20 protein-coding genes and 1 other RNA gene are annotated in these 16,782 nt (G+C 66.9%); 5 read left to right on the top strand and 16 right to left on the bottom strand.

The window, feature by feature from the left end:
- Positions 1 to 10 precede the first annotated feature (10 nt).
- The 3 genes from AAG565_RS10015 to proC are packed head-to-tail and all read right to left on the bottom strand — an operon-like array spanning position 11 to position 2,543.
- Positions 11 to 1,162 carry a homoserine O-acetyltransferase gene (locus AAG565_RS10015; protein WP_348819447.1) on the bottom strand — a complete coding sequence of 384 codons (1,152 nt, stop codon included), beginning with the start codon at positions 1,160 to 1,162 and terminating at the stop codon, positions 11 to 13.
- Between the two features lie 5 nt (positions 1,163 to 1,167).
- Positions 1,168 to 1,725 (bottom strand): YggT family protein, encoded by a 558-nt coding sequence (locus tag AAG565_RS10010; RefSeq protein WP_348819446.1) that lies wholly within the window; start codon positions 1,723 to 1,725, stop codon positions 1,168 to 1,170.
- A 2-nt stretch (positions 1,726 to 1,727) separates the two neighbouring features.
- The gene (proC, locus tag AAG565_RS10005; protein ID WP_348819445.1) at positions 1,728 to 2,543 is read right to left on the bottom strand and encodes a pyrroline-5-carboxylate reductase; all 816 of its coding nucleotides are present in this window, start codon (positions 2,541 to 2,543) and stop codon (positions 1,728 to 1,730) included.
- 162 nt (positions 2,544 to 2,705) lie between these two features.
- Between proC and ilvA the strand changes: the two genes are divergently transcribed.
- Complete coding sequence (ilvA, locus tag AAG565_RS10000) at positions 2,706 to 4,223, top strand: threonine ammonia-lyase, biosynthetic (protein ID WP_348819461.1); 1,518 nt, start codon at positions 2,706 to 2,708, stop codon at positions 4,221 to 4,223.
- A 69-nt stretch (positions 4,224 to 4,292) separates the two neighbouring features.
- On the opposite strand, the gene AAG565_RS09995 is transcribed toward ilvA, so the two are convergent.
- The 9 genes from AAG565_RS09995 to sohB form a co-directional block, all read right to left on the bottom strand.
- Positions 4,293 to 5,054: a hypothetical protein gene (locus AAG565_RS09995; RefSeq protein ID WP_348819444.1), complete on the bottom strand. Its 762-nt coding sequence runs from the start codon at positions 5,052 to 5,054 to the stop codon at positions 4,293 to 4,295.
- A 314-nt stretch (positions 5,055 to 5,368) separates the two neighbouring features.
- Complete coding sequence (locus AAG565_RS09990; protein ID WP_348819443.1) at positions 5,369 to 5,833, bottom strand: EVE domain-containing protein; 465 nt, start codon at positions 5,831 to 5,833, stop codon at positions 5,369 to 5,371.
- Positions 5,818 to 6,372, bottom strand: a complete 555-nt coding sequence (locus AAG565_RS09985) for a 5-formyltetrahydrofolate cyclo-ligase (protein WP_348819460.1) — start codon at positions 6,370 to 6,372, stop codon at positions 5,818 to 5,820. Before AAG565_RS09985 ends, AAG565_RS09990 begins: the two co-directional genes overlap by 16 nt.
- A gap of 19 nt (positions 6,373 to 6,391) precedes the next feature.
- Positions 6,392 to 6,575: non-coding RNA, 6S RNA (gene ssrS, locus AAG565_RS09980), on the bottom strand.
- A gap of 70 nt (positions 6,576 to 6,645) precedes the next feature.
- Positions 6,646 to 6,963, bottom strand: coding sequence for a cell division protein ZapA (locus AAG565_RS09975; RefSeq protein WP_348819442.1), 318 nt, complete (start codon positions 6,961 to 6,963; stop codon positions 6,646 to 6,648).
- The gene (locus tag AAG565_RS09970) at positions 6,960 to 7,154 is read right to left on the bottom strand and encodes a hypothetical protein (RefSeq protein WP_348819441.1); all 195 of its coding nucleotides are present in this window, start codon (positions 7,152 to 7,154) and stop codon (positions 6,960 to 6,962) included. Before AAG565_RS09970 ends, AAG565_RS09975 begins: the two co-directional genes overlap by 4 nt.
- Positions 7,155 to 7,230: 76 nt before the next feature.
- Entirely contained in the window at positions 7,231 to 8,637 is a 1,407-nt protein-coding gene (locus tag AAG565_RS09965) for a DegQ family serine endoprotease (protein WP_348819440.1), read from the bottom strand.
- A gap of 70 nt (positions 8,638 to 8,707) precedes the next feature.
- Positions 8,708 to 9,340 (bottom strand): YbhB/YbcL family Raf kinase inhibitor-like protein, encoded by a 633-nt coding sequence (locus AAG565_RS09960; protein WP_348819439.1) that lies wholly within the window; start codon positions 9,338 to 9,340, stop codon positions 8,708 to 8,710.
- Positions 9,341 to 9,388: 48 nt separating this feature from the next.
- A complete protein-coding gene (sohB, locus tag AAG565_RS09955) occupies positions 9,389 to 10,420 on the bottom strand; it encodes a protease SohB (protein WP_348819438.1) in 1,032 nt (343 codons plus the stop codon).
- A 126-nt stretch (positions 10,421 to 10,546) separates the two neighbouring features.
- Between sohB and AAG565_RS09950 the strand changes: the two genes are divergently transcribed.
- On the top strand, positions 10,547 to 11,527 hold the full coding sequence (locus tag AAG565_RS09950) for an OmpA family protein (protein ID WP_348819437.1): 981 nt from the start codon (positions 10,547 to 10,549) through the stop codon (positions 11,525 to 11,527).
- A gap of 167 nt (positions 11,528 to 11,694) precedes the next feature.
- On the opposite strand, the gene AAG565_RS09945 is transcribed toward AAG565_RS09950, so the two are convergent.
- Positions 11,695 to 12,948: a YihY/virulence factor BrkB family protein gene (locus AAG565_RS09945; RefSeq protein ID WP_348819436.1), complete on the bottom strand. Its 1,254-nt coding sequence runs from the start codon at positions 12,946 to 12,948 to the stop codon at positions 11,695 to 11,697.
- A gap of 260 nt (positions 12,949 to 13,208) precedes the next feature.
- On the opposite strand from AAG565_RS09945, the gene AAG565_RS09940 reads away from it, so the two are divergent.
- Both AAG565_RS09940 and AAG565_RS09935 read left to right on the top strand, forming a co-directional pair.
- Complete coding sequence (locus AAG565_RS09940) at positions 13,209 to 13,673, top strand: phasin family protein (RefSeq protein ID WP_348819435.1); 465 nt, start codon at positions 13,209 to 13,211, stop codon at positions 13,671 to 13,673.
- Between the two features lie 106 nt (positions 13,674 to 13,779).
- Positions 13,780 to 14,088 carry a hypothetical protein gene (locus tag AAG565_RS09935; RefSeq protein ID WP_348819434.1) on the top strand — a complete coding sequence of 103 codons (309 nt, stop codon included), beginning with the start codon at positions 13,780 to 13,782 and terminating at the stop codon, positions 14,086 to 14,088.
- 12 nt (positions 14,089 to 14,100) lie between these two features.
- On the opposite strand, the gene AAG565_RS09930 is transcribed toward AAG565_RS09935, so the two are convergent.
- Genes AAG565_RS09930 through AAG565_RS09920 form a run of 3 tightly spaced genes read right to left on the bottom strand, consistent with a single transcriptional unit; the run spans position 14,101 to position 15,975 of the window.
- A complete protein-coding gene (locus AAG565_RS09930; RefSeq protein ID WP_348819433.1) occupies positions 14,101 to 14,433 on the bottom strand; it encodes a hypothetical protein in 333 nt (110 codons plus the stop codon).
- A gap of 45 nt (positions 14,434 to 14,478) precedes the next feature.
- Positions 14,479 to 15,072 (bottom strand): MarC family protein, encoded by a 594-nt coding sequence (locus AAG565_RS09925; protein WP_348819432.1) that lies wholly within the window; start codon positions 15,070 to 15,072, stop codon positions 14,479 to 14,481.
- Positions 15,073 to 15,090: 18 nt separating this feature from the next.
- Entirely contained in the window at positions 15,091 to 15,975 is an 885-nt protein-coding gene (locus tag AAG565_RS09920) for a phosphoribosylaminoimidazolesuccinocarboxamide synthase (protein ID WP_348819431.1), read from the bottom strand.
- Between the two features lie 25 nt (positions 15,976 to 16,000).
- Here AAG565_RS09920 and rpe point away from each other — a divergent pair, with 25 nt between their 5' ends.
- Complete coding sequence (rpe, locus tag AAG565_RS09915) at positions 16,001 to 16,678, top strand: ribulose-phosphate 3-epimerase (RefSeq protein ID WP_348819430.1); 678 nt, start codon at positions 16,001 to 16,003, stop codon at positions 16,676 to 16,678.
- Positions 16,679 to 16,782: the final 104 nt, after the last annotated feature.

The raw sequence follows: 16,782 nt of genomic DNA, 5'->3' as shown, positions 1-16,782 counted from the left end.
AACGCATTCGTCATGTGCCGGCCTCGCGTGCGACGCGGTCCAGATAGTTGCGCAGCACGGTGTGGTACTGCGGGATCGGCATCAGGAAATCGTCGTGACCGAGTTGCGATTCGACCAGCGCGTAGGACACGTCGCGGCCGGCGCGCACCAACGCGCGCACGATCTCGCGCGAGCGCGCCGGCGAGAAGCGCCAGTCGCTGGAAAACGCCACGACCAGGAAGCGCGCGCTCGCGCGGCGGAACGCGGTGACCAGATCGTCGCCGTACTCGCGCGCCGGATCGAAGTAATCCAGCGCCTTGGTCATCAGCAGGTAGGTGTTGGCGTCGAAGCGATCGACGAAGGACTGGCCTTGGTAGCGCAGGTAGCTTTCGACCTCGAACTCGACCTCGAAGTTGAAGTTGAACTGGTTGACGCGCTGCAGGCGACCGAACTTGGCGCGCATCGCCTCGTCCGACAGGTAGGTGATGTGGCCGAGCATGCGTGCCAGCTTGAGGCCGTGCGTGGGCACCACGCCGTAATCGTAGAAGCGGCCGCCATGGAAGTTCGGATCGGACAGGATCGCCTGGCGCGCGATCTCGTTGAACGCGATGTTCTGCGCCGACAGCTTGGGCGCGGCGGCGATCACCAGCGCGTGGGCGATGCGCTGCGGATAGTCGATCGCCCACTGCATGACCTGCATGCCACCGAGACTGCCACCGACGACCGCTGCCCAGCGCTCGATGCCCAGCGCATCCGCGAGCAGCGCCTGCGAGCGCACCCAGTCACGTACCGTCAGCAGCGGAAAGTCCGGGCCGTAGGGCCTGCCGGTATCGGGATTGAGCGTGTTCGGTCCGGTCGAACCCTTGCAGCCGCCGAGATTGTTCAGCGACACGACGAAGAAGCGGCGCGTGTCGATCGGCTTGCCGGGGCCGATGCAGTTGTCCCACCAGCCAGGCTTGCGATCCTGCCCGTCGTGGTAGCCGGCGGCATGGTGGTCGCCGGACAGCGCATGGCAGATCAGCACGGCGTTGCTGCGCGCCGCGTTGAGCGTGCCGTAGGTCTCGACTATCAATTCGTGCCGAGGCAGCGTGCGCCCGCAGTCCAGCGTGATCGGCTGCGCGATGGGGACGCGCCGCGGCGCGACCAGACCGACCGAATCGGCAGGAAAGCCCGGTCCGCTCATCGGCCTCAACGGAAGATGCCCGGCAAGGGCAGCAAGCGGTTCAGTACCTGCAGCAGCAGGATCACGATCAGCGGCGACAGGTCGAGGCCCGACAGCGGCGACAGAACGCGCCGCGCCGGCCGCAGCAGCGGCTCGTTCATGCTCCACAGGATGTTGCTGGCGGGGTTGTTCACGCCGGGTCCGAGCCACGACAGGATCGCCTGCACGAAGATCGTGAAGGTGTACAGGTTGACGACCACCACCAGCAGCTTGAGTGCGGCGAACCACAACGCAGACAGGGTGGTGACGCTGAATCCGAGCAGCCCGACAACGGTGTAGACGTAGGCCAGCGTGAGCGCGGCGACGACCAGGCCGGCGGCCAGGTTGAGGTTGCCGGCGGATGGAACGAAACGGCGCAGCCAGTCGGTCGGATAGCGCGTGGCCTTCCAGATCAGTTGCGAGATCGGGTTGTAGAAGTCGGCGCGCACCCACTGCAGGATCACGCGCAGCAGAAAGACCCACAACGCCAGGTCGAACAGCGTCGTCACCAGGAACAGCATCGCGTTGGAAGCGTTGGCGCCCATGTTCAGGTCTCTGCGTCCAGCTGATCGCCGAGTTCCGCGCCGCGCCGGGCCGCGGCGGTCAGCGCACCCGTGAAGATGCCCCGCAGTCCGGCCGCTTCCAGGTGGCTGACCGCGGCTTCGGTCGTGCCGCCCTTGGACGTCACGCGTGCGCGCAGCTCGGCGACATCGGTGTCACCTTCGGCCATGCGCGCCGCACCGATGAAAGTCTGGCGGGCCAGGCGTGCGGCCGTGTCCTCCGAGAGCCCGAGCTTCACGCCGGCGTCGCGCAGCACCTCGGTGAGCAGGAAGTAGTAGGCGGGCCCGGAGCCGGACAGCGCGGTGACCGCGTCCATCTGTGCCTCCGAGTCGAGCCAGACGCATTCGCCGGCGGCGGCGAGGATGTCGCCGGCGAGCTGGCGCGCCCCGACCGGTGTCTGCGGCGGTGCGTACAGCCCGGTGATCCCCGCGCGCAGCAGCGCCGGGGTATTCGGCATGCAGCGGACGTAATGGACCGAGTCGCCGAGCCAGCGGCGCAGGCTGTCGAGGCGGATGCCGGCGGCAATCGACACGACGACCGCGCCGGGCTTGAGCGACAGCCCGGCGCACACCGCACGCATATGCTGTGGCTTGACCGCCAGTACCACCGCGTCGGCATCGGCAGCGGCCTGCATTGCGTCGGCATGGACGGCGACGCCGAATTCACGCGCCAGCCAGTCGCGGCGCACGTCGCTGATTTCGGCGACGCGCAGGCTCGCGGCCGGCCGGCCGGCGGCGAGCAGGCCGCCGATCAGGCTGGCGGCCATGTTGCCGCCGCCGACAAAGGCGATGACCTCGGACATTCGGATGACAGGGACGGGCAAAAGTGCGCGGTATGATAGGGCATCGCGCCCGCAAGCTCACTTGGCAGTCCGACCGCCTGCCAGCGGCGGGTTGCCTGATCCACAGCGGGTGCCAATTTGAACGCGACGACACGGCCCAAGGCCGCCCACGACCTGTCCCGGTTGCTCGACGGCTATCGCGCGCGCATCGAAGCGGCGCGCGTCTATGACGTCGCCGTCGTCTCGCCGCTGGACGAGGCGCCCAGGCTGAGCCAGCGCCTGGACAACCGCGTGCTGCTCAAGCGCGAGGACCTACAGCCGGTGCACTCGTTCAAGCTGCGCGGTGCCTACAACCGCATCGCCCAGTTGACCGAGGCCGAGCGCGCGCGCGGTGTAATCACCGCTTCGGCCGGCAATCACGCGCAGGGCGTCGCGCTGGCGGCGAAGAAGTTCGGCCTGACCGCGTGGATCGTCATGCCGCGCACGACGCCGCAGGTCAAGGTCGATGCCGTGCGCGGCTTCGGCGGCAAGGCGATCCTGCACGGCGATGCCTACGACGACGCCCGCGAGCACGCGCTGGCACTGGCCGCGGACAAGGGCATGACGATGGTGCATCCCTACGACGACGCGGACGTGATCGCCGGCCAGGGCACGATCGGCCGCGAACTGCTGGAACAGTGCGGTCACCTCGATGCGGTGTTCGTGCCGGTCGGCGGCGGCGGCCTGCTGGCCGGCGTCGCCGCGTGGATCAAGGCGGTGCGGCCGGGCACGAAGGTGATCGCCGTCGAGCCCGAAGACTCCAACTGCTTCGAGGCGGCGATGCGCGCCGGCCGCCGCGTGGTGCTGCCGCAGGTCGGGCTGTTCGCCGACGGCGTCGCCGTCAAGCAGGTCGGCGAGGAGAACTTCCGCATCGCGCGGCACCTCGTGGACGGCTGCGTGCTGGTCAGCGTGGACGAGATCTGCGCGGCGACGCGCGACGTGTTCTACGAGAACCGGGCGATCCCGGAGCCGGCCGGCGCGCTCGCGCTGGCGGGTCTGAAGCGCTGGGTGCATGAGCAGAACGCGAAGAACCTGTCGCTGGCCGCCATTGTCTCGGGCGCCAACCTGAATTTCGACCGCCTGCGCCACATTGCAGAGCGCGCCGAATTGGGCGACGAGGCCGAGGTGCTGCTCGCGGTGACGATTCCCGAGCAACCGGGATCGTTCAAGAAGTTCCTGCGCCAGATCGGCCGGCGCGCGGTCACCGAGTTCAACTACCGCTATGCCTCGAACCAGGCGGCGCACGTCTTCGTCGGCATCAAGCTCGGCGATGGCCACGAGCAGCGCGTGGCGCTGATCGAGGGCCTGCGCGTACACGGCTATCCGGTCGTGGACATGACCGGCAACGACATGGCCAAGGAGCACGTGCGCTTCATGGTCGGTGGCCGCTGCCCGGGCCTGGCCAACGAACGCCTGTTCCGCTTCGAGTTTCCGGAGCGCCCCGGCGCCGCGCTGGATTTTCTCAACGCGATCGGTTCGCGCTGGAACATCTCGCTGTTCCACTACCGCAACCACGGTGCCGCCTACGGCCGCGTGCTGTGCGGCCTGCAGGTACCGAAGAAGGAATGGGCCGAGTGCCGCAGCGCGCTTGATGCGCTGGGCTATGAGTACGCCGAGGAGAGCGACAATCCGGCCTACGAGTTGTTTCTGGGTACGCGGTGAAATGAAAACAGCGCCGGTGCGCGTAACACGCGCCGGCGCTGTCGAAGCTGCCCGGGCAGCGGTTCGAACTCAGAACGTCGAGCAACTCCAGCCCGGACGCGCGGCGTCGGCGGGGCCGGTGGTCTTGTTCAGGTTCACTCGCGCCTTGAGGTAGTCATAGACCGCCTGGCTGTACGCGGCCTGATCCGACTTCGCGACGCCGTCGAAAGTGGCACCTTCGGTCATGTGCTGCGCAACCTCGCTGATTAGGTTCGGACGTCCCAGCTTCGGCTTGATGCCGTTCGCCTGGAGAATCGCTGCGGCCCACGCCGGTGCGGCCGGCTGCGCGCAAATGGTGTTGCCGCCACCGCCGCCGCAGGATTCGCCCTGCACCGTGACCAGGATCGTGCTGTCGCTGACGGTCACCTTCTGCGGTCCCGCGCTCGGATAGCGCAGCTTGCTCGCCTCGGCGTCGTAAACGACCGAGATCGTCGCCGTGCCGCAGGTCGCACCGGCCGTGATCTCGATCGGCAACGTCTGTCCGCAATACTCGAAGTCGAGGCTGTCCGGCGCCACGCTCGCCACGCCGGGGTCACTGCTCGTCACCGACGCGACGACGTGGAACGGCGTGCTGGTGTTCGGATCGGGGTCGATGTTGCAGGTGTTGTTCTGGTCGGCGTTGCTCTCGTGCACCGCCACCAGCGTGATGTTGAAAGTGGTCGATGCGGCCGGTTCGAGAGCGCTGTCGCCGCCGGTAGCGACGAGGTCGTCGGCGCCTGCCATTCCGGACAGGGCGATCAGGCCCATGCCCAGAAGCAGGCTGGAAATACGTTTGCGGATGAGGGTGTTCACGGGGTCTGCTCCTTCCCTGGCCTCTGCGCTTGAGCGTTCCATCCTGCCGTCGAGGCCCGAGTCGACTGCGGCGGGACGGCATGGGGCTGCACTGCAAGGCTTGCGGTCGTCCGCCCCTCCCATGGACGCCGCAGCGCGAGGTGACGCTTTACAAGCGAATGCCTCTGCGACGCACTATGAACCGGCAGAACCCGAATGGCGCCCCCTAGATAGGGGGCGTGATGTTTCATCTATGCCGACGCGGGTGAAGATGTGACCGCTTTCGCAAAACGGCGGCGCGTTCCGGCACGTTTGAGCCAAGCAATGCGCGAGGCTCAGCGCGACAAGCCGAGGATGTAGTGCCAATGGTCCTCGCGCACCGGCGTGACCGAGAGGCGGCTGCCGGGTTGCAGGATCAGCAGGCCGGCGAGCTGCTTTTCGTGCGCGCGCAGTGTCGCCAGCGTCACCGGAGTCTTCAGTTTTTTCTCGAACCTGACATCGACCTGCAGCCAGCGCGGTTCTTCGCGTTTCGACTTCGGGTCATAGTGGTCGGCCTGGGGGTCGAACTGGGTCGGATCGGGATAGGCGCCGGAGACGATGCGCATGATGCCGACGATGCCCGGTTCGGCGCAGCTGGAGTGATAGAAGAACGCCTGGTCGCCGGGCTTCATCTGGTCGCGGAACATGTTGCGCACCTGATAGTTGCGCACGCCGTCCCAGCCCGAGGTTTGATCCGGACGCCTGGCCAGATCGTCGATTGAAAAGCAGTCCGGCTCCGATTTCATCAGCCAGTAGGCCATATCAATCCTTTTTCAGTGACGATACCGTCGAGGCGCCGGTCCCAGGGATCGTGCGGGATGACGTCCACTTGTTGTGCTGCCAGCGCCCAGCCCAGGCACACCGGGCGCCGGTGCCTGCGCCGGGCGAGAAAGCGGTCGTAGTACCCGCCGCCCATGCCGAGCCGGTAACCGCGCGCATCGAAGCCCAGCAGCGGTGCGACCAGCAGGTCGATCCGTGCCGCACGCAGTCCGCGATCGGCTGTCACCGGTTCGGCGATGCCATAGCGGTTGCGATGCAGGCGCATGCCGCGCCGCAATTCGACGAAGCGCATCTCGCCGCGGCGACCGACGCGTGGTACGTAAACACGTTTGCCCAGCGACCACGCGCATTCGATCAACGGCACCGTCGGCAGTTCCGCGCCGCAGGCGAGGTACAGGGCGATGCAATGTGCGCGCTTCCAGACCCGCAGGCGCCCGAGGCTGCGCATCGCACGCCGCGCCGCTGCGGCGCGAACGGCGGCCGGAACGGCCGCGCGCCGCGACCGCAGTTCGCGGCGCAGCGCGCGCTTGGATTCGAGTGTGTCTCCCGCCTGTGCCGTCATCCGGTCATCGACCTTGAGACAGAGTCTCAAGTGGGTGCTGCGTCCGGCCATCGGGCTTCCCACTGCGGGGTGGGCCTGCACGCCCGGCTGGAGTAAGGCTCCCGGGGTTAACAAATAGGCTCAAGGGGTTCCAGACCAGCTGTCGAACACCGCAGGAGACACGTCGGAGAGCATACCATCGGCCCTTCATCGCTGCCGCGTCGCCCGTTCACCGTCCGTCGGTCGGCGGTGTCATTCCAGCGACAGCGACGAGTCGATGTCCAGTGACAGCTGGCGCAGGCGCTGCACCGCTTCCGGATTGACGCTGGCGACCCCTTCGACGCCCTTGAGCTCGAGCAGCTCGCGGGCGATGTTGAGCGCCGCCATCACCGCGATCTTCTCGGTGCCGAGCGCCTTGCCGCGGCGGCGGATGCTGGTCATGCGCTCGTTGAGATAGTCCGCCGATTTCACCAGCGCCTCGTGCTCTTCCGGCGGGCAGACGACGCTGTATTCCTTGCCCATGATGCGCACGGTCACGCTCAGGGCGTCGTCTTCTGTCTTGCGGCTCACGCCTGCTGCTCCGACTCGAGCGAACGCACGCGCTCGACGATGCCCTCGATGCGCCGCCGCAGCTCCGCGTTGAGCGCGAGCAGGCGATCGCGTTCCTGCAGGGCGCGCTTCTGCTCCAGGCGCGCCTGGCGGTAGGCGGCCAGCAGCCGCTGGATGCGCTCTTCGAGTTGCTGGATTTCAGCGTCGATCATGCACGGCAGTTTCCAGCAAAAAGGAGGCGCCGGCAATGTCTGCCGGCGCCTCTGGCAACTCCGCGCTGGAGCTACCTCACTGCAGCAGCAGGAAGAACGCGCCCTGGCCGCGGCGCACGCGCAGCAGGAGCTGGCCCTTGCCCTTCGCCAGCGCGCGGAATTCCTCCATCGTCGTGACCTGCTTGCGGTTGACCGACAGGATGACGTCGCCCTGGCGCAGGCCCGCTGCCGCTGCCGGCGAACCCTGCTGCACCGACTGCACGACGATGCCGCTGTCGATGCCATTGGTCTTGGCGCTGTCGTCCACCGGTGCGAACGTGGCGCCGGCGAGTCGCGGGTGCAGGTCGTCGCCGGTCGATGCCGCTTCGTCGTCCTTGCCGATCACCACCGACACCTTGCGTGGCTTGCCTTCGCGCAGGAGCTTGAGTTCGACCTTGTCGCCGACACGCAGCAGGCCGACGATGTTGCGCAGCTGGGCGAAGCTTTCCAGCGGCTTGCCATTGGCTTCGAGAATGATGTCCTCGGCCTTGATGCCGGCTTTTTCCGCCGGTGACTTGGGCAGCACGCGGGTGACGATGGCGCCGCGCGTGTCCTTGAGGTCGAAGGCCTTGGCCAGATCCGGCGTCAGATCCTGGCCGGTGATGCCGATGCGGCCGCGCTTGACTTCGCCGGTCTCGATCAGCTGCGTCATGATGTTCTTCGCCAGATTCGACGGAATCGCGAAGCCGATGCCGATGTTGCCGCCGGAGCGCGAGTAGATCATCGACGGAACGCCGACCAGCTCGCCGCGCAGGTTGACCAGCGCGCCGCCGGAGTTGCCCGGGTTGATCGAAGCATCCGTCTGGATGAAGTCGGCGTAGCCGTCGCTGACGCCGGTGCGGCCGAGCGCGCTGACGATGCCGCTGGTGACGGTCTGGCGCAGGTTGAACGGTGAGCCGATCGCCACGACGAAATCGCCGACTTCGAGGGCGTCCGAGTTGGCCATCGGCACCTGGATCAGCTTGTCGGCATCGATCTTGAGCACGGCGATGTCGGTGTCGGGATCGCGGCCGACGAGCTTGGCGTCGAACTCGCGGTCGTCGTTGAGGCGGACCTTGATCTGCTTGGCATTCTCGACGACGTGCGCATTGGTCAGCACGTAGCCTTTCGCCGCGTCGACGATCGTGCCGGAGCCGACCGACTGGAACTCGCGCTCCTGCGGCATGTCCGGCACGCCGAAGAAGCGGCGGAAGAACGGGTCGTCCATGAAAGGTCCCATCGGGTTCTGGATCTTGACCTCGCCGGTGACCGAGATGTTGACGACGCCGGGCATCACCTGCTTGAGCATCGGCGCCAGCGACGGCAGGGCCTGCTGACTGGGGACGGCCATCGGGATGTCGGCATGCACCGCCGGCGGTGCGCCGGACATGATCAGGGCCGCGGTCAGCACCGAGGCGGATACCGCCAGCGGCGCGAAGATCTTCATCGCAAGTTCTTTGGACATCGGGTTCCTTGTTCGCCAGGGGGCTGCCGGACCGGCAGCGGCGCTAAGACCGCGGCGGTCGCGGCAAGTTTCAGCGCAGCCGGATCCGTGGGTTGAGGCTGTAGCGGCCGGTGATGCTGGCGCGGTCGAGGATGTGGCCGGCCAGTGCCTTGCCCAGGTCGGCCAGCGTGAACGCGTCTCCGACCGGACAGTGTTCCAGGTCGGTGGCGAGGATCTCGAAACGATAGTGGTGCACGCGCGCATCGTTCCAGGGCGGACAGGGGCCGTCGTAACCACGGTAGACGCCGTCCATCGCCGCGTCGCCCTTGAACCAGCCGGTGTAGTCGTTGATCCCCTGGCGGCTGCCCGGCGGTCCGGCCGGGTCGGTCCTGCCGCGCGGCGCGACGCCGTCCGAGCAGCTGCCCTCGGCGATCTCGCGGACGCCGGGGGGTATATCGACCATCAGCCAGTGCACGAATTCCGCGCGCGGCAGTTCCGTCGGCACGATCCGCCCCTCGCGGTTGACGTCGTCCGGCCGGGTCGGTGCGTCGGCATCGATGCAGGTCAGGACGAAGCTGCGCGTGCCTTCCGGGACCGCGGTCCAGGCCAGATGCGGATTGCGGTTGTCCGCGAGCCGCACATGTCCCTTGGGCGCGCGGACCGCAAAGGCGCAGCGCCCGGGAATCGGTCCGTTGGGACGGAAGCTGCGGCTGATCAGTTTCATCTCGTGCTCCGGTGGACGTTGCGCGGCGATCATCGCCCCGTGCGCGGCTCAGCGCCAGCGGGTGCGAAGATTGTCCTGCAGTCCGTGGCGGATGCCGGTGCCCAGCCCGACCAGGCCATGCGAGAGTCGCTCGGACAGCGGCTTGCGCCGGTGGAAGCGGATCTCGATGAGCTCGGCGTGGTCCGCGCGTTCCAGCAAGTAGTCGTCGCTGGTCTGCAGTTCGTCGACCAGCTTCAAATCCTTGGCGCGGGTGCCGAACCAGTGTTCGCCGGTGGCCACCTTGTCGAGTTCGAGTTGCGGGCGATGCTCGCCGACGAACTGCTTGAACAGACGGTGTGTGTCCTCCAGTTCTTCGCGGAACTTGGCGCGGGCGGCTTCCGTGTTCTCGCCAAACAGGGTCAGCGTGCGCTTGAACTCGCCGGCGGTGTGCAGCTCGTAATCGACGTCAAGACGGCGCAGCAGGCGGCTGAAGTTCGGCAGCTGGCCGACGACGCCGATCGATCCGACGACCGCAAAGGGCGCGGCGATGACGCGGCTGGCGACGCAGGCCATCAGATAGCCGCCGCTGGCGGCCACCTTGTCGATGGCCGCGACCAGCTCGATGCCACGGCTGCGAATCCGTGCGAGCTGCGAGGCCGCCAAGCCATACGCATGGACCAGCCCACCCTCGCTTTCCAGGCGCAGCAGCACGGTGTCGCCGGGCTTGGCGACCTGGAGCACGGCGCTGATCTCCTCGCGCAGTTCCTCGACCGCGTGCGCGTGCAGGTCGCCCTTGAAGTTGAGCACGTAAACGCTCGGCCGTTCCGGCGCGGTCCCCTTGTGCCGGGACTTGGCATCGATCTTGCGGCGCTTGTGCAGCTTCTTGAGTTCGGCATCGGGCAGCAGCATCTCGCTCAGGCTGTCGGCCATGTCGCGAAAGCGGTCGTTCAGGTTGCGAACTTCCAGGTGCTCCGGCGGGCGCAGCGAGTTCAGCTGACGTACAGCGCCGATCAGGATCGTGACGACCGCCAGCAGCACCACGACGACGGTGACCGACTTTGCGAGAAAGATCAGGTAGCTCTGCAGGAAGCTCTCGAACATGGCTGTGGTGCAAAATGAAAACTCGGACGATATGATATCGGTCGATGTTGGGGTGCTGTGCCACGGATGGACTCCGCGGTCGGCTGCGTTTCGGCGTGTGAATCCAAGAATCAACGAGGTCGACAAATGAAGATGAGGGGTTACCTTCTGGGTACGGCGATTCTGACGGCGGTCCCGTTTGCCGCTTCGGCCGAAGATATGTATCCGCGCTTCACCGTTTACGGCGGTTACTCACATGCATTTGCCGACGGTGACCGCAATGCGGACGACGGCATCGGCTTTTTCGTGGGCGCCGGCGTACCGCTGACGCGTTATTTGAACGTCGATTTCAGTGCCTACCACGAGACCTTCGGGGGGAAGGATGGCGGCGAGGATCAGCGCGAGAATTCGTTCAAGGCCGATTTTCTCTTCTACTACTCGCGTAACCGGGCGTTCTCGCCGTATGTCGGCATCGGCGCGGGCTATACCAAGACGGCCATTGACGGCATCGGTGATGACACGAATCCGTTTTTCGACGCAGGCGTCGGTTTTCAGACCTATCCGTTCCGCAACTCGGCGCTCGGGTTCGTCTACGACATCCGTTATCGCTGGCTGGACAACACGCTGATCGGCACATCCAGCAAGCTGGAGGACGTGGTCGTGCGGGCCGGCTTGGTCGTTCCTTTCGGTGTTGCCACCGCGTATCGCGTCGTCGAGACCGCTCCGACGAGCAAGGCGGAAGCCGAGAAGAGGCCCGAACCGGTCAAGATGAGCGTCGAGCGTCGCTTTGCCGACGTGCTGTTCGACTTTGATCGGTCCGATATCAAGCCGAGCTTTGCCAACAATCTCGATGCAGCCGCCAAGACCATCAACGAGCTGGGCGAGCAGAACGCGAAGGTTCGCGTCAAGGTCGATGGCCACACCGACTGGGTCGGCACCGATGGCTACAACATGGCGCTGGGCGAGCGCCGCGCCAACGCGGTCAAGCAGTATCTGATCCGCAAGGGCGTTGCCGCCGACCGTATCGACACGACGTCCTACGGCGAGTCCAAGCCGGTGGCGACGAACGAGACGGCCGAGGGCCGGGCGCTCAATCGCCGAGCGGAAGTGCGCACCACGGCCGAATAACCCGAGCGGCAGTACTGTTGTGGTTCAAGCCCCCGCGGGTCACCCGCGGGGGTTTATCTTGTCCGCGACGGGGCCGGGACGGTTGACGGGCTCGGGCCGATTCCGCTCGTGCCCGGGTATCGGCGCGAAGGCGGGCGCGGCGGTGGCGCCGAACCGGCGGGTTCGGCTTATCGCCGGGTCAGCCACTGACGCAGCGACAGCTGGCCACTGGCCTGGTCGAAGGCTTGCTCCGCGGAGTCCAGCAGCGCCCTGGTGTCGTGGGCGAGGGCCTCGGTGGCGGGCGGCAGCGTCGCGGCGCCGGCGCGGGCCAGGCGCCACAGGCGGGCGAGCGGCAGCGAATCGAGGTCCATGGCAGGGATCAACTGCGTGCGGTCGCTGCCCGCCTCGGTCAGCAGGCCGTGGAAAACCAGCACCTCGACCACGCGGGCGACGTGCTCCGGCTCGGCGTGGAGTGCCAGGGCGAGTTCTTCCTGGGTGTAGGCGGGTTCTCCGCGCAGAAAGCGGTGGCCGGCCAGACCCATGATCATCAACGCCAGGTATTCCGTTTCGCGGCCCGACATCATCGCCGGTGTGCGTCGCGGTTTCAGGTGCTCCGGATGCTGGATATAGAAGGCGAGCTGGCAGCCGACCAGCAGGACCAGCCAGCCGACGTACAGCCAGATCAGCAGGAAGATCACGATGGCGAAGCCCGAGTAGATCGCGTTGTAATTGGTCGCCGTGGCGACGAATGAAGCGAAAGCGGTGCTGGCGGCCTGCCAGAGCACGCCGGCGAACAGGCCGCCCGACACAGCGGCACGCAGGCGCACGCGGGTGTTCGGCACGAAGCTGTACAGGAACGAAAACGCGCCGATGATCAGCAGATAGGGCAGCGCCCGCGTGCCGAGGAAGACGACGAGTCCGAGCGGCTCGATCGACGCGATGCGCGCCATCAGAGCGCTGTTGAGGATGGTCGCAGTGATGCCCAGCGCGGCGAACACGGCGACCGGGCCGATGGTCAGCACGGCAAAGTACTCGCCGAGTCGCTGGGACAGGGGTCTGGGTCGTTCGATGCGCCAGATGTGGTTGAACGCCGATTCCACCTTCTGAATCATCGACAACGCGGCGTAGAACAGCAGCGCCACGCCCAGTGAGCCGAGGACGCCCACGCGAATGTTCTCGACGAAGCCGATGATATTGTCGGTCAGGGTCTGGGCCTGGGTGCCAAGTGGATGGAGAAATTCGAGCAGTACCGGCTCCAGGGAGTTGTGCACGCCCAGTGCCTTGAGCACGGAGAAGGCCAGCGCCAGCATGGGCACGATCGACAACAGCGTCGTATAGACCAGACTCATCGCCCGCATGCTGAGCTGGCCTTCCATCAGATCGCGTCCGAGCACGAACGCATAGCGGGCGAGGGCGACGAGGCGCGCCGGGTAGGCGGTCATCGCCTGCGGATCCCACAAGCGCTCCCGCAGCTGATGGAAAAGTCGATTCACCACAACAGGATACCGTAATGGTCACAGCGCACTGTGGATTGGTGTGCCGCCACTGCATGGATGCCGCGACCGTTCGTCGCCTCGGGGAGTGGGGCCGTTGACACGATGGGACGCGCTCAATATGATGCGGCGCAACAAATGCTGCAATGCAACATTGCACTGCAGCGACCGCTCACCACTGTCAACCAGCAAACTCAAGGAGTACGCAGATGAACGTCGAAACCCTGGTCAACGATGTCAAGAACCGTGCCGATGTCGTCGTGACCCGCGGCCAGGAAGTGATCGAAGCCGGCTTCGAGACGCTCAAGGCCGCCAACGCGATCATCGTCGATGGCGTCCAGACCCTCGTGCAGACGCAGGTCGCTGCGGGCAAGGAGCTGATCGAACTCGCCCAGGCCAGCCTCGAGAAGGCCAAGGCCGATGGCGTCAAGGCGGTCGCGGCCAACCCGATCGCCTACCTGCCGGAAGGCAAGGACACGGTCGTCGGCGCCTACACCGAGACCGTCAAGACCGTGACCAAGACCGGTGACCAGCTCGCCAAGACCCTCGCCAGCGGCTACGACAGCATCACCGCCAAGATCGCTGGCAAGAAGCCGGTCGTGAAGGCGGCCAAGAAGGCCGTGCGCAAGACCGCGACCAAGGCGAAGAAGACCGCGGCCAAGGCCGCTGCCTGATCCGCAACGGCGACTTCGCTCGTCGCGGGTCCGTCCCGAGGGCGAGTCTCACCAATGAAGCTGCGAAGGGGCTGGGGGGATACCTCGGCCCTTTTTGTGTTTCGACATGGCCATGACAGAACAGAGTGCTCAGCACGCGCCCGCGCGCGGCCGGGGACGACGGCGGGATCAGTATTTCGATCGGGTGTTCGGCGGCCTGCACCTCATCGCGGTACATGAAGCCGGCGCGATGCGCGCGCATTTCGCGGCAATCGGCGAGCGCGTGCGCGTTGCCCGGCAGGCGCGGGATTTCGGCGAGCTGCTGCGCAACCAGTTCGACCTGCTGCCGGAATCGCGCAACCGCTGGCGCCGCGACCAGATGGTGCGCCGCGCGCTCTGGCGCGGGCTGATCCGCGACCTCAACAGTCGCGCCTGATCGGCCGGACGCTCAGCCCGCCGGCCGGCGGCGGCCGCGGCCGCGCTTCTTCGCCGAGACCTTGCCGGGCTTCTCGTGTGCGGCGGCGGCCTGTGCTGCGGCCGCCGCGACCTCGTCCACCGTCTCGGCGATCTTCACGCGCGCGACCAGTTTCTGCCACGCCGGATTCCGGCGCAGGCTCTCGATGTTGGTCTTCAGGAAGTGCGATGCGTCGAACTCGCCGGCGGCACCGAGCTTGTCGCGCACGAAGGCGATGACGTCGTCCTGCAGGCCCGCGACGTCGGGCAGCCCGAGGAAGCGGCGCAGCTCATCGGGGCGGACGTCGATTTCGATCTTGATCTGCATGGCGCGCTCCGGCGGGTGTTGCGCGGCAGCATACCCGCCGCATCGTTACTTGTGCAGGCTCCACCACTGCGACACGCCGGTCATCAGCATCTCGACGGCGATGGTGACCAGGATCAGGCCCATGAGCCGCTCGATCGCGGTGAGGCCGCGCTCGCCCAGCAGCGTGCGCAGGCGCGTGCTGGAGAGCATGACCGGCAGGCACAGGCCCCAGGCCAGCAGCAGTGCGCCGGTCCACTCCATCCAGCGACCGGGCTCGCGGCTCATCAACAGCAGCACCGTGGCCAGCGCCGAGGGGCCGGCGATGTAGGGGATGGCCAGCGGCACGATGAAGGGTTCGGCGGCGACGTCCTCCTGCAGCGAGTGCTCGCGCGAGGGGAACACCATGCGCAGCGCGATGATCATCAGGATGATGCCGCCGGCCGCCGACAGCGCCGGTTCGGACAGGCCGAGCAGGCGCAGCATCTGGCCGCCGAGGAACAGGAACAGCAGCAGCGTTGCCAGCGCGATCAGCATCTCGCGCAGGATCACCGCGCGCTGGCGCTCGGCGGGCACGCGCCTGAGCGCCGACAGGAACAGGGGGACGTTGCCCAGCGGATCCATCACCAGGAACAGCAGCACCGCTGCCGAGACGAAGCTCATCGCGCGCGCCTGCCCGGATCAGGTGCCCGTCAGCAGCCGCTGTGCTTCGCGGTACTTCGCGGCGGTCTTCTGGATGATCTCGTCCGGCAGACGCGGGCCGGGCGCCTTCTTGTCCCAGTCCAGCGTTTCCAGGTAGTCGCGCACGAACTGCTTGTCGAAGCTCGGCGGACTGATGCCGGGACGGTAGCTCTCGGCCGGCCAGAAGCGCGACGAGTCCGGTGTCAGCGCCTCATCGATCAGGTGCAGGCGGCCGGCCTCGTCCACGCCGAACTCGAACTTGGTGTCGGCGATGAGGATGCCGCGCGTGCGCGCGTAGTCGCTGGCCTCCCGGTACAGGCGCAGCGTGGTGTCGCGCACCTGCGCGGCGAGGTCCTGGCCGATGCGGCGTTCGACCTCGGCGAAGCTGATGTTCTCGTCGTGCTGGCCCACCGGCGCCTTGTCAGCCGGCGTGAAGATCGGCTCGGGCAGCCGGTCGGCGAGCTGCAGGCCGGGCGGCAGGGCGATGCCGCAGATGGCGCCGGTCTTCTGGTAGTCCTTCCAGCCGCTGCCGATCAGGTAGCCGCGCGCGACCGCCTCGATCGGCAGCGCCTTGAGCCTGCGCACGACGTTGCTGCGGCCGGCGACCTGCGCCAGCTCGGCCGGCGTCAGGTACTGCGCCAGATCCACTTCGGGCGCGAGATGATTGGGCAGGATGTGCGCGAAGCGCGCCATCCAGAAATTGCTGACTGCGGTCAGCACCGCGCCCTTGCCGGGAATCGGCTGCGGCAGGATCACGTCGAAGGCCGACAGCCGGTCGCTGGTCACGATCAGCATGTGGCGTTCGCCGAGGGCGTAGATGTCGCGGACCTTGCCGCGGTGGAGGCGCGGCACGCTGGTGAGACTCGATTCGTAGAGGGTGTTCATGGCCGCGCATTGTAGAATGCGCGCCATGTCCAAGCTCGCCCCCCTGATCGCCCCCAGCATCCTGTCCGCCGACCTCGCCCGGCTCGGCGAGGATGTCGAGCGTGTGCTCGCTGCCGGCGCCGACATCGTCCATTTCGACGTGATGGACAACCACTACGTGCCCAACCTGACCTTCGGCCCGGCGGTGTGCGAGGCGCTGCGCAAGTACGGCATCCACGCCGAGATCGACGTGCACCTGATGGTCGAGCCGGTCGACGCGCTGGCGCAGCTGTTTGCCAAGGCCGGCGCCAGCTGGATCACCTTCCACCCGGAGGCGACGCGCCACATCGACCGCAGCCTGCAGGCGATCCGAGACGCCGGCTGCAAGGCGGGCCTGGTGTTCAACCCGGCAACGCCGATGGACTGCCTGAAGTACGTGATCGACAAGGTGGACATGGTGTTGCTGATGTCGGTCAATCCCGGCTTCGGCGGTCAGAGCTTCATCCCGGCATCGCTGGACAAGCTGCGCGAGGCGCGAGCGCTGATCGACGCCAGCGGTCGGCCGATCCGGCTGGAGATCGACGGCGGCGTCAAGGTGGACAACATCCGCGCGATCGCCGCCGCCGGGGCCGACACCTTCGTCGCCGGCAGCGCGATCTTTGGTGCGAAAGACTACGCGGCTACAATCGCGGCGATGCGCGAACAGATTGCACAAGCCGGGTAAAGACGGGAATCGGGAATGGGGAATCGGGAATCGTTGCAGCAACTCGGGTGGCGATGGCGGTGAAGCCTTGCCGAGGGCGACTCGCGCGCCCGCTTTTGCGATTC

It is taken from the genome of Fontimonas sp. SYSU GA230001, from assembly GCF_040066175.1.
Lineage (GTDB): Bacteria > Pseudomonadota > Gammaproteobacteria > Nevskiales > Nevskiaceae > Solimonas.
This window is presented reverse-complemented; position numbering and strand designations above follow the sequence as displayed.

Bases quoted from the DNA above. Each gene is read 5' to 3' on its own strand.
- AAG565_RS10015 (WP_348819447.1), bottom strand. From the start codon at position 1,162: ATGAGCGGACCGGGCTTTCCTGCCGATTCGGTCGGTCTGGTCGCGCCG.
- AAG565_RS10010 (WP_348819446.1), bottom strand. From the start codon at position 1,725: ATGGGCGCCAACGCTTCCAACGCGATGCTGTTCCTGGTGACGACGCTG.
- proC (WP_348819445.1), bottom strand. From the start codon at position 2,543: ATGTCCGAGGTCATCGCCTTTGTCGGCGGCGGCAACATGGCCGCCAGC.
- AAG565_RS09990 (WP_348819443.1), bottom strand. From the start codon at position 5,833: ATGGCCTACTGGCTGATGAAATCGGAGCCGGACTGCTTTTCAATCGAC.
- AAG565_RS09970 (WP_348819441.1), bottom strand. From the start codon at position 7,154: ATGATCGACGCTGAAATCCAGCAACTCGAAGAGCGCATCCAGCGGCTG.
- AAG565_RS09965 (WP_348819440.1), bottom strand. From the start codon at position 8,637: ATGTCCAAAGAACTTGCGATGAAGATCTTCGCGCCGCTGGCGGTATCC.
- AAG565_RS09960 (WP_348819439.1), bottom strand. From the start codon at position 9,340: ATGAAACTGATCAGCCGCAGCTTCCGTCCCAACGGACCGATTCCCGGG.
- sohB (WP_348819438.1), bottom strand. From the start codon at position 10,420: ATGTTCGAGAGCTTCCTGCAGAGCTACCTGATCTTTCTCGCAAAGTCG.
- AAG565_RS09950 (WP_348819437.1), top strand. From the start codon at position 10,547: ATGAAGATGAGGGGTTACCTTCTGGGTACGGCGATTCTGACGGCGGTC.
- AAG565_RS09945 (WP_348819436.1), bottom strand. From the start codon at position 12,948: ATGACCGCCTACCCGGCGCGCCTCGTCGCCCTCGCCCGCTATGCGTTC.
- AAG565_RS09940 (WP_348819435.1), top strand. From the start codon at position 13,209: ATGAACGTCGAAACCCTGGTCAACGATGTCAAGAACCGTGCCGATGTC.
- AAG565_RS09935 (WP_348819434.1), top strand. From the start codon at position 13,780: ATGGCCATGACAGAACAGAGTGCTCAGCACGCGCCCGCGCGCGGCCGG.
- AAG565_RS09930 (WP_348819433.1), bottom strand. From the start codon at position 14,433: ATGCAGATCAAGATCGAAATCGACGTCCGCCCCGATGAGCTGCGCCGC.
- AAG565_RS09925 (WP_348819432.1), bottom strand. From the start codon at position 15,072: ATGAGCTTCGTCTCGGCAGCGGTGCTGCTGTTCCTGGTGATGGATCCG.
- AAG565_RS09920 (WP_348819431.1), bottom strand. From the start codon at position 15,975: ATGAACACCCTCTACGAATCGAGTCTCACCAGCGTGCCGCGCCTCCAC.
- rpe (WP_348819430.1), top strand. From the start codon at position 16,001: ATGTCCAAGCTCGCCCCCCTGATCGCCCCCAGCATCCTGTCCGCCGAC.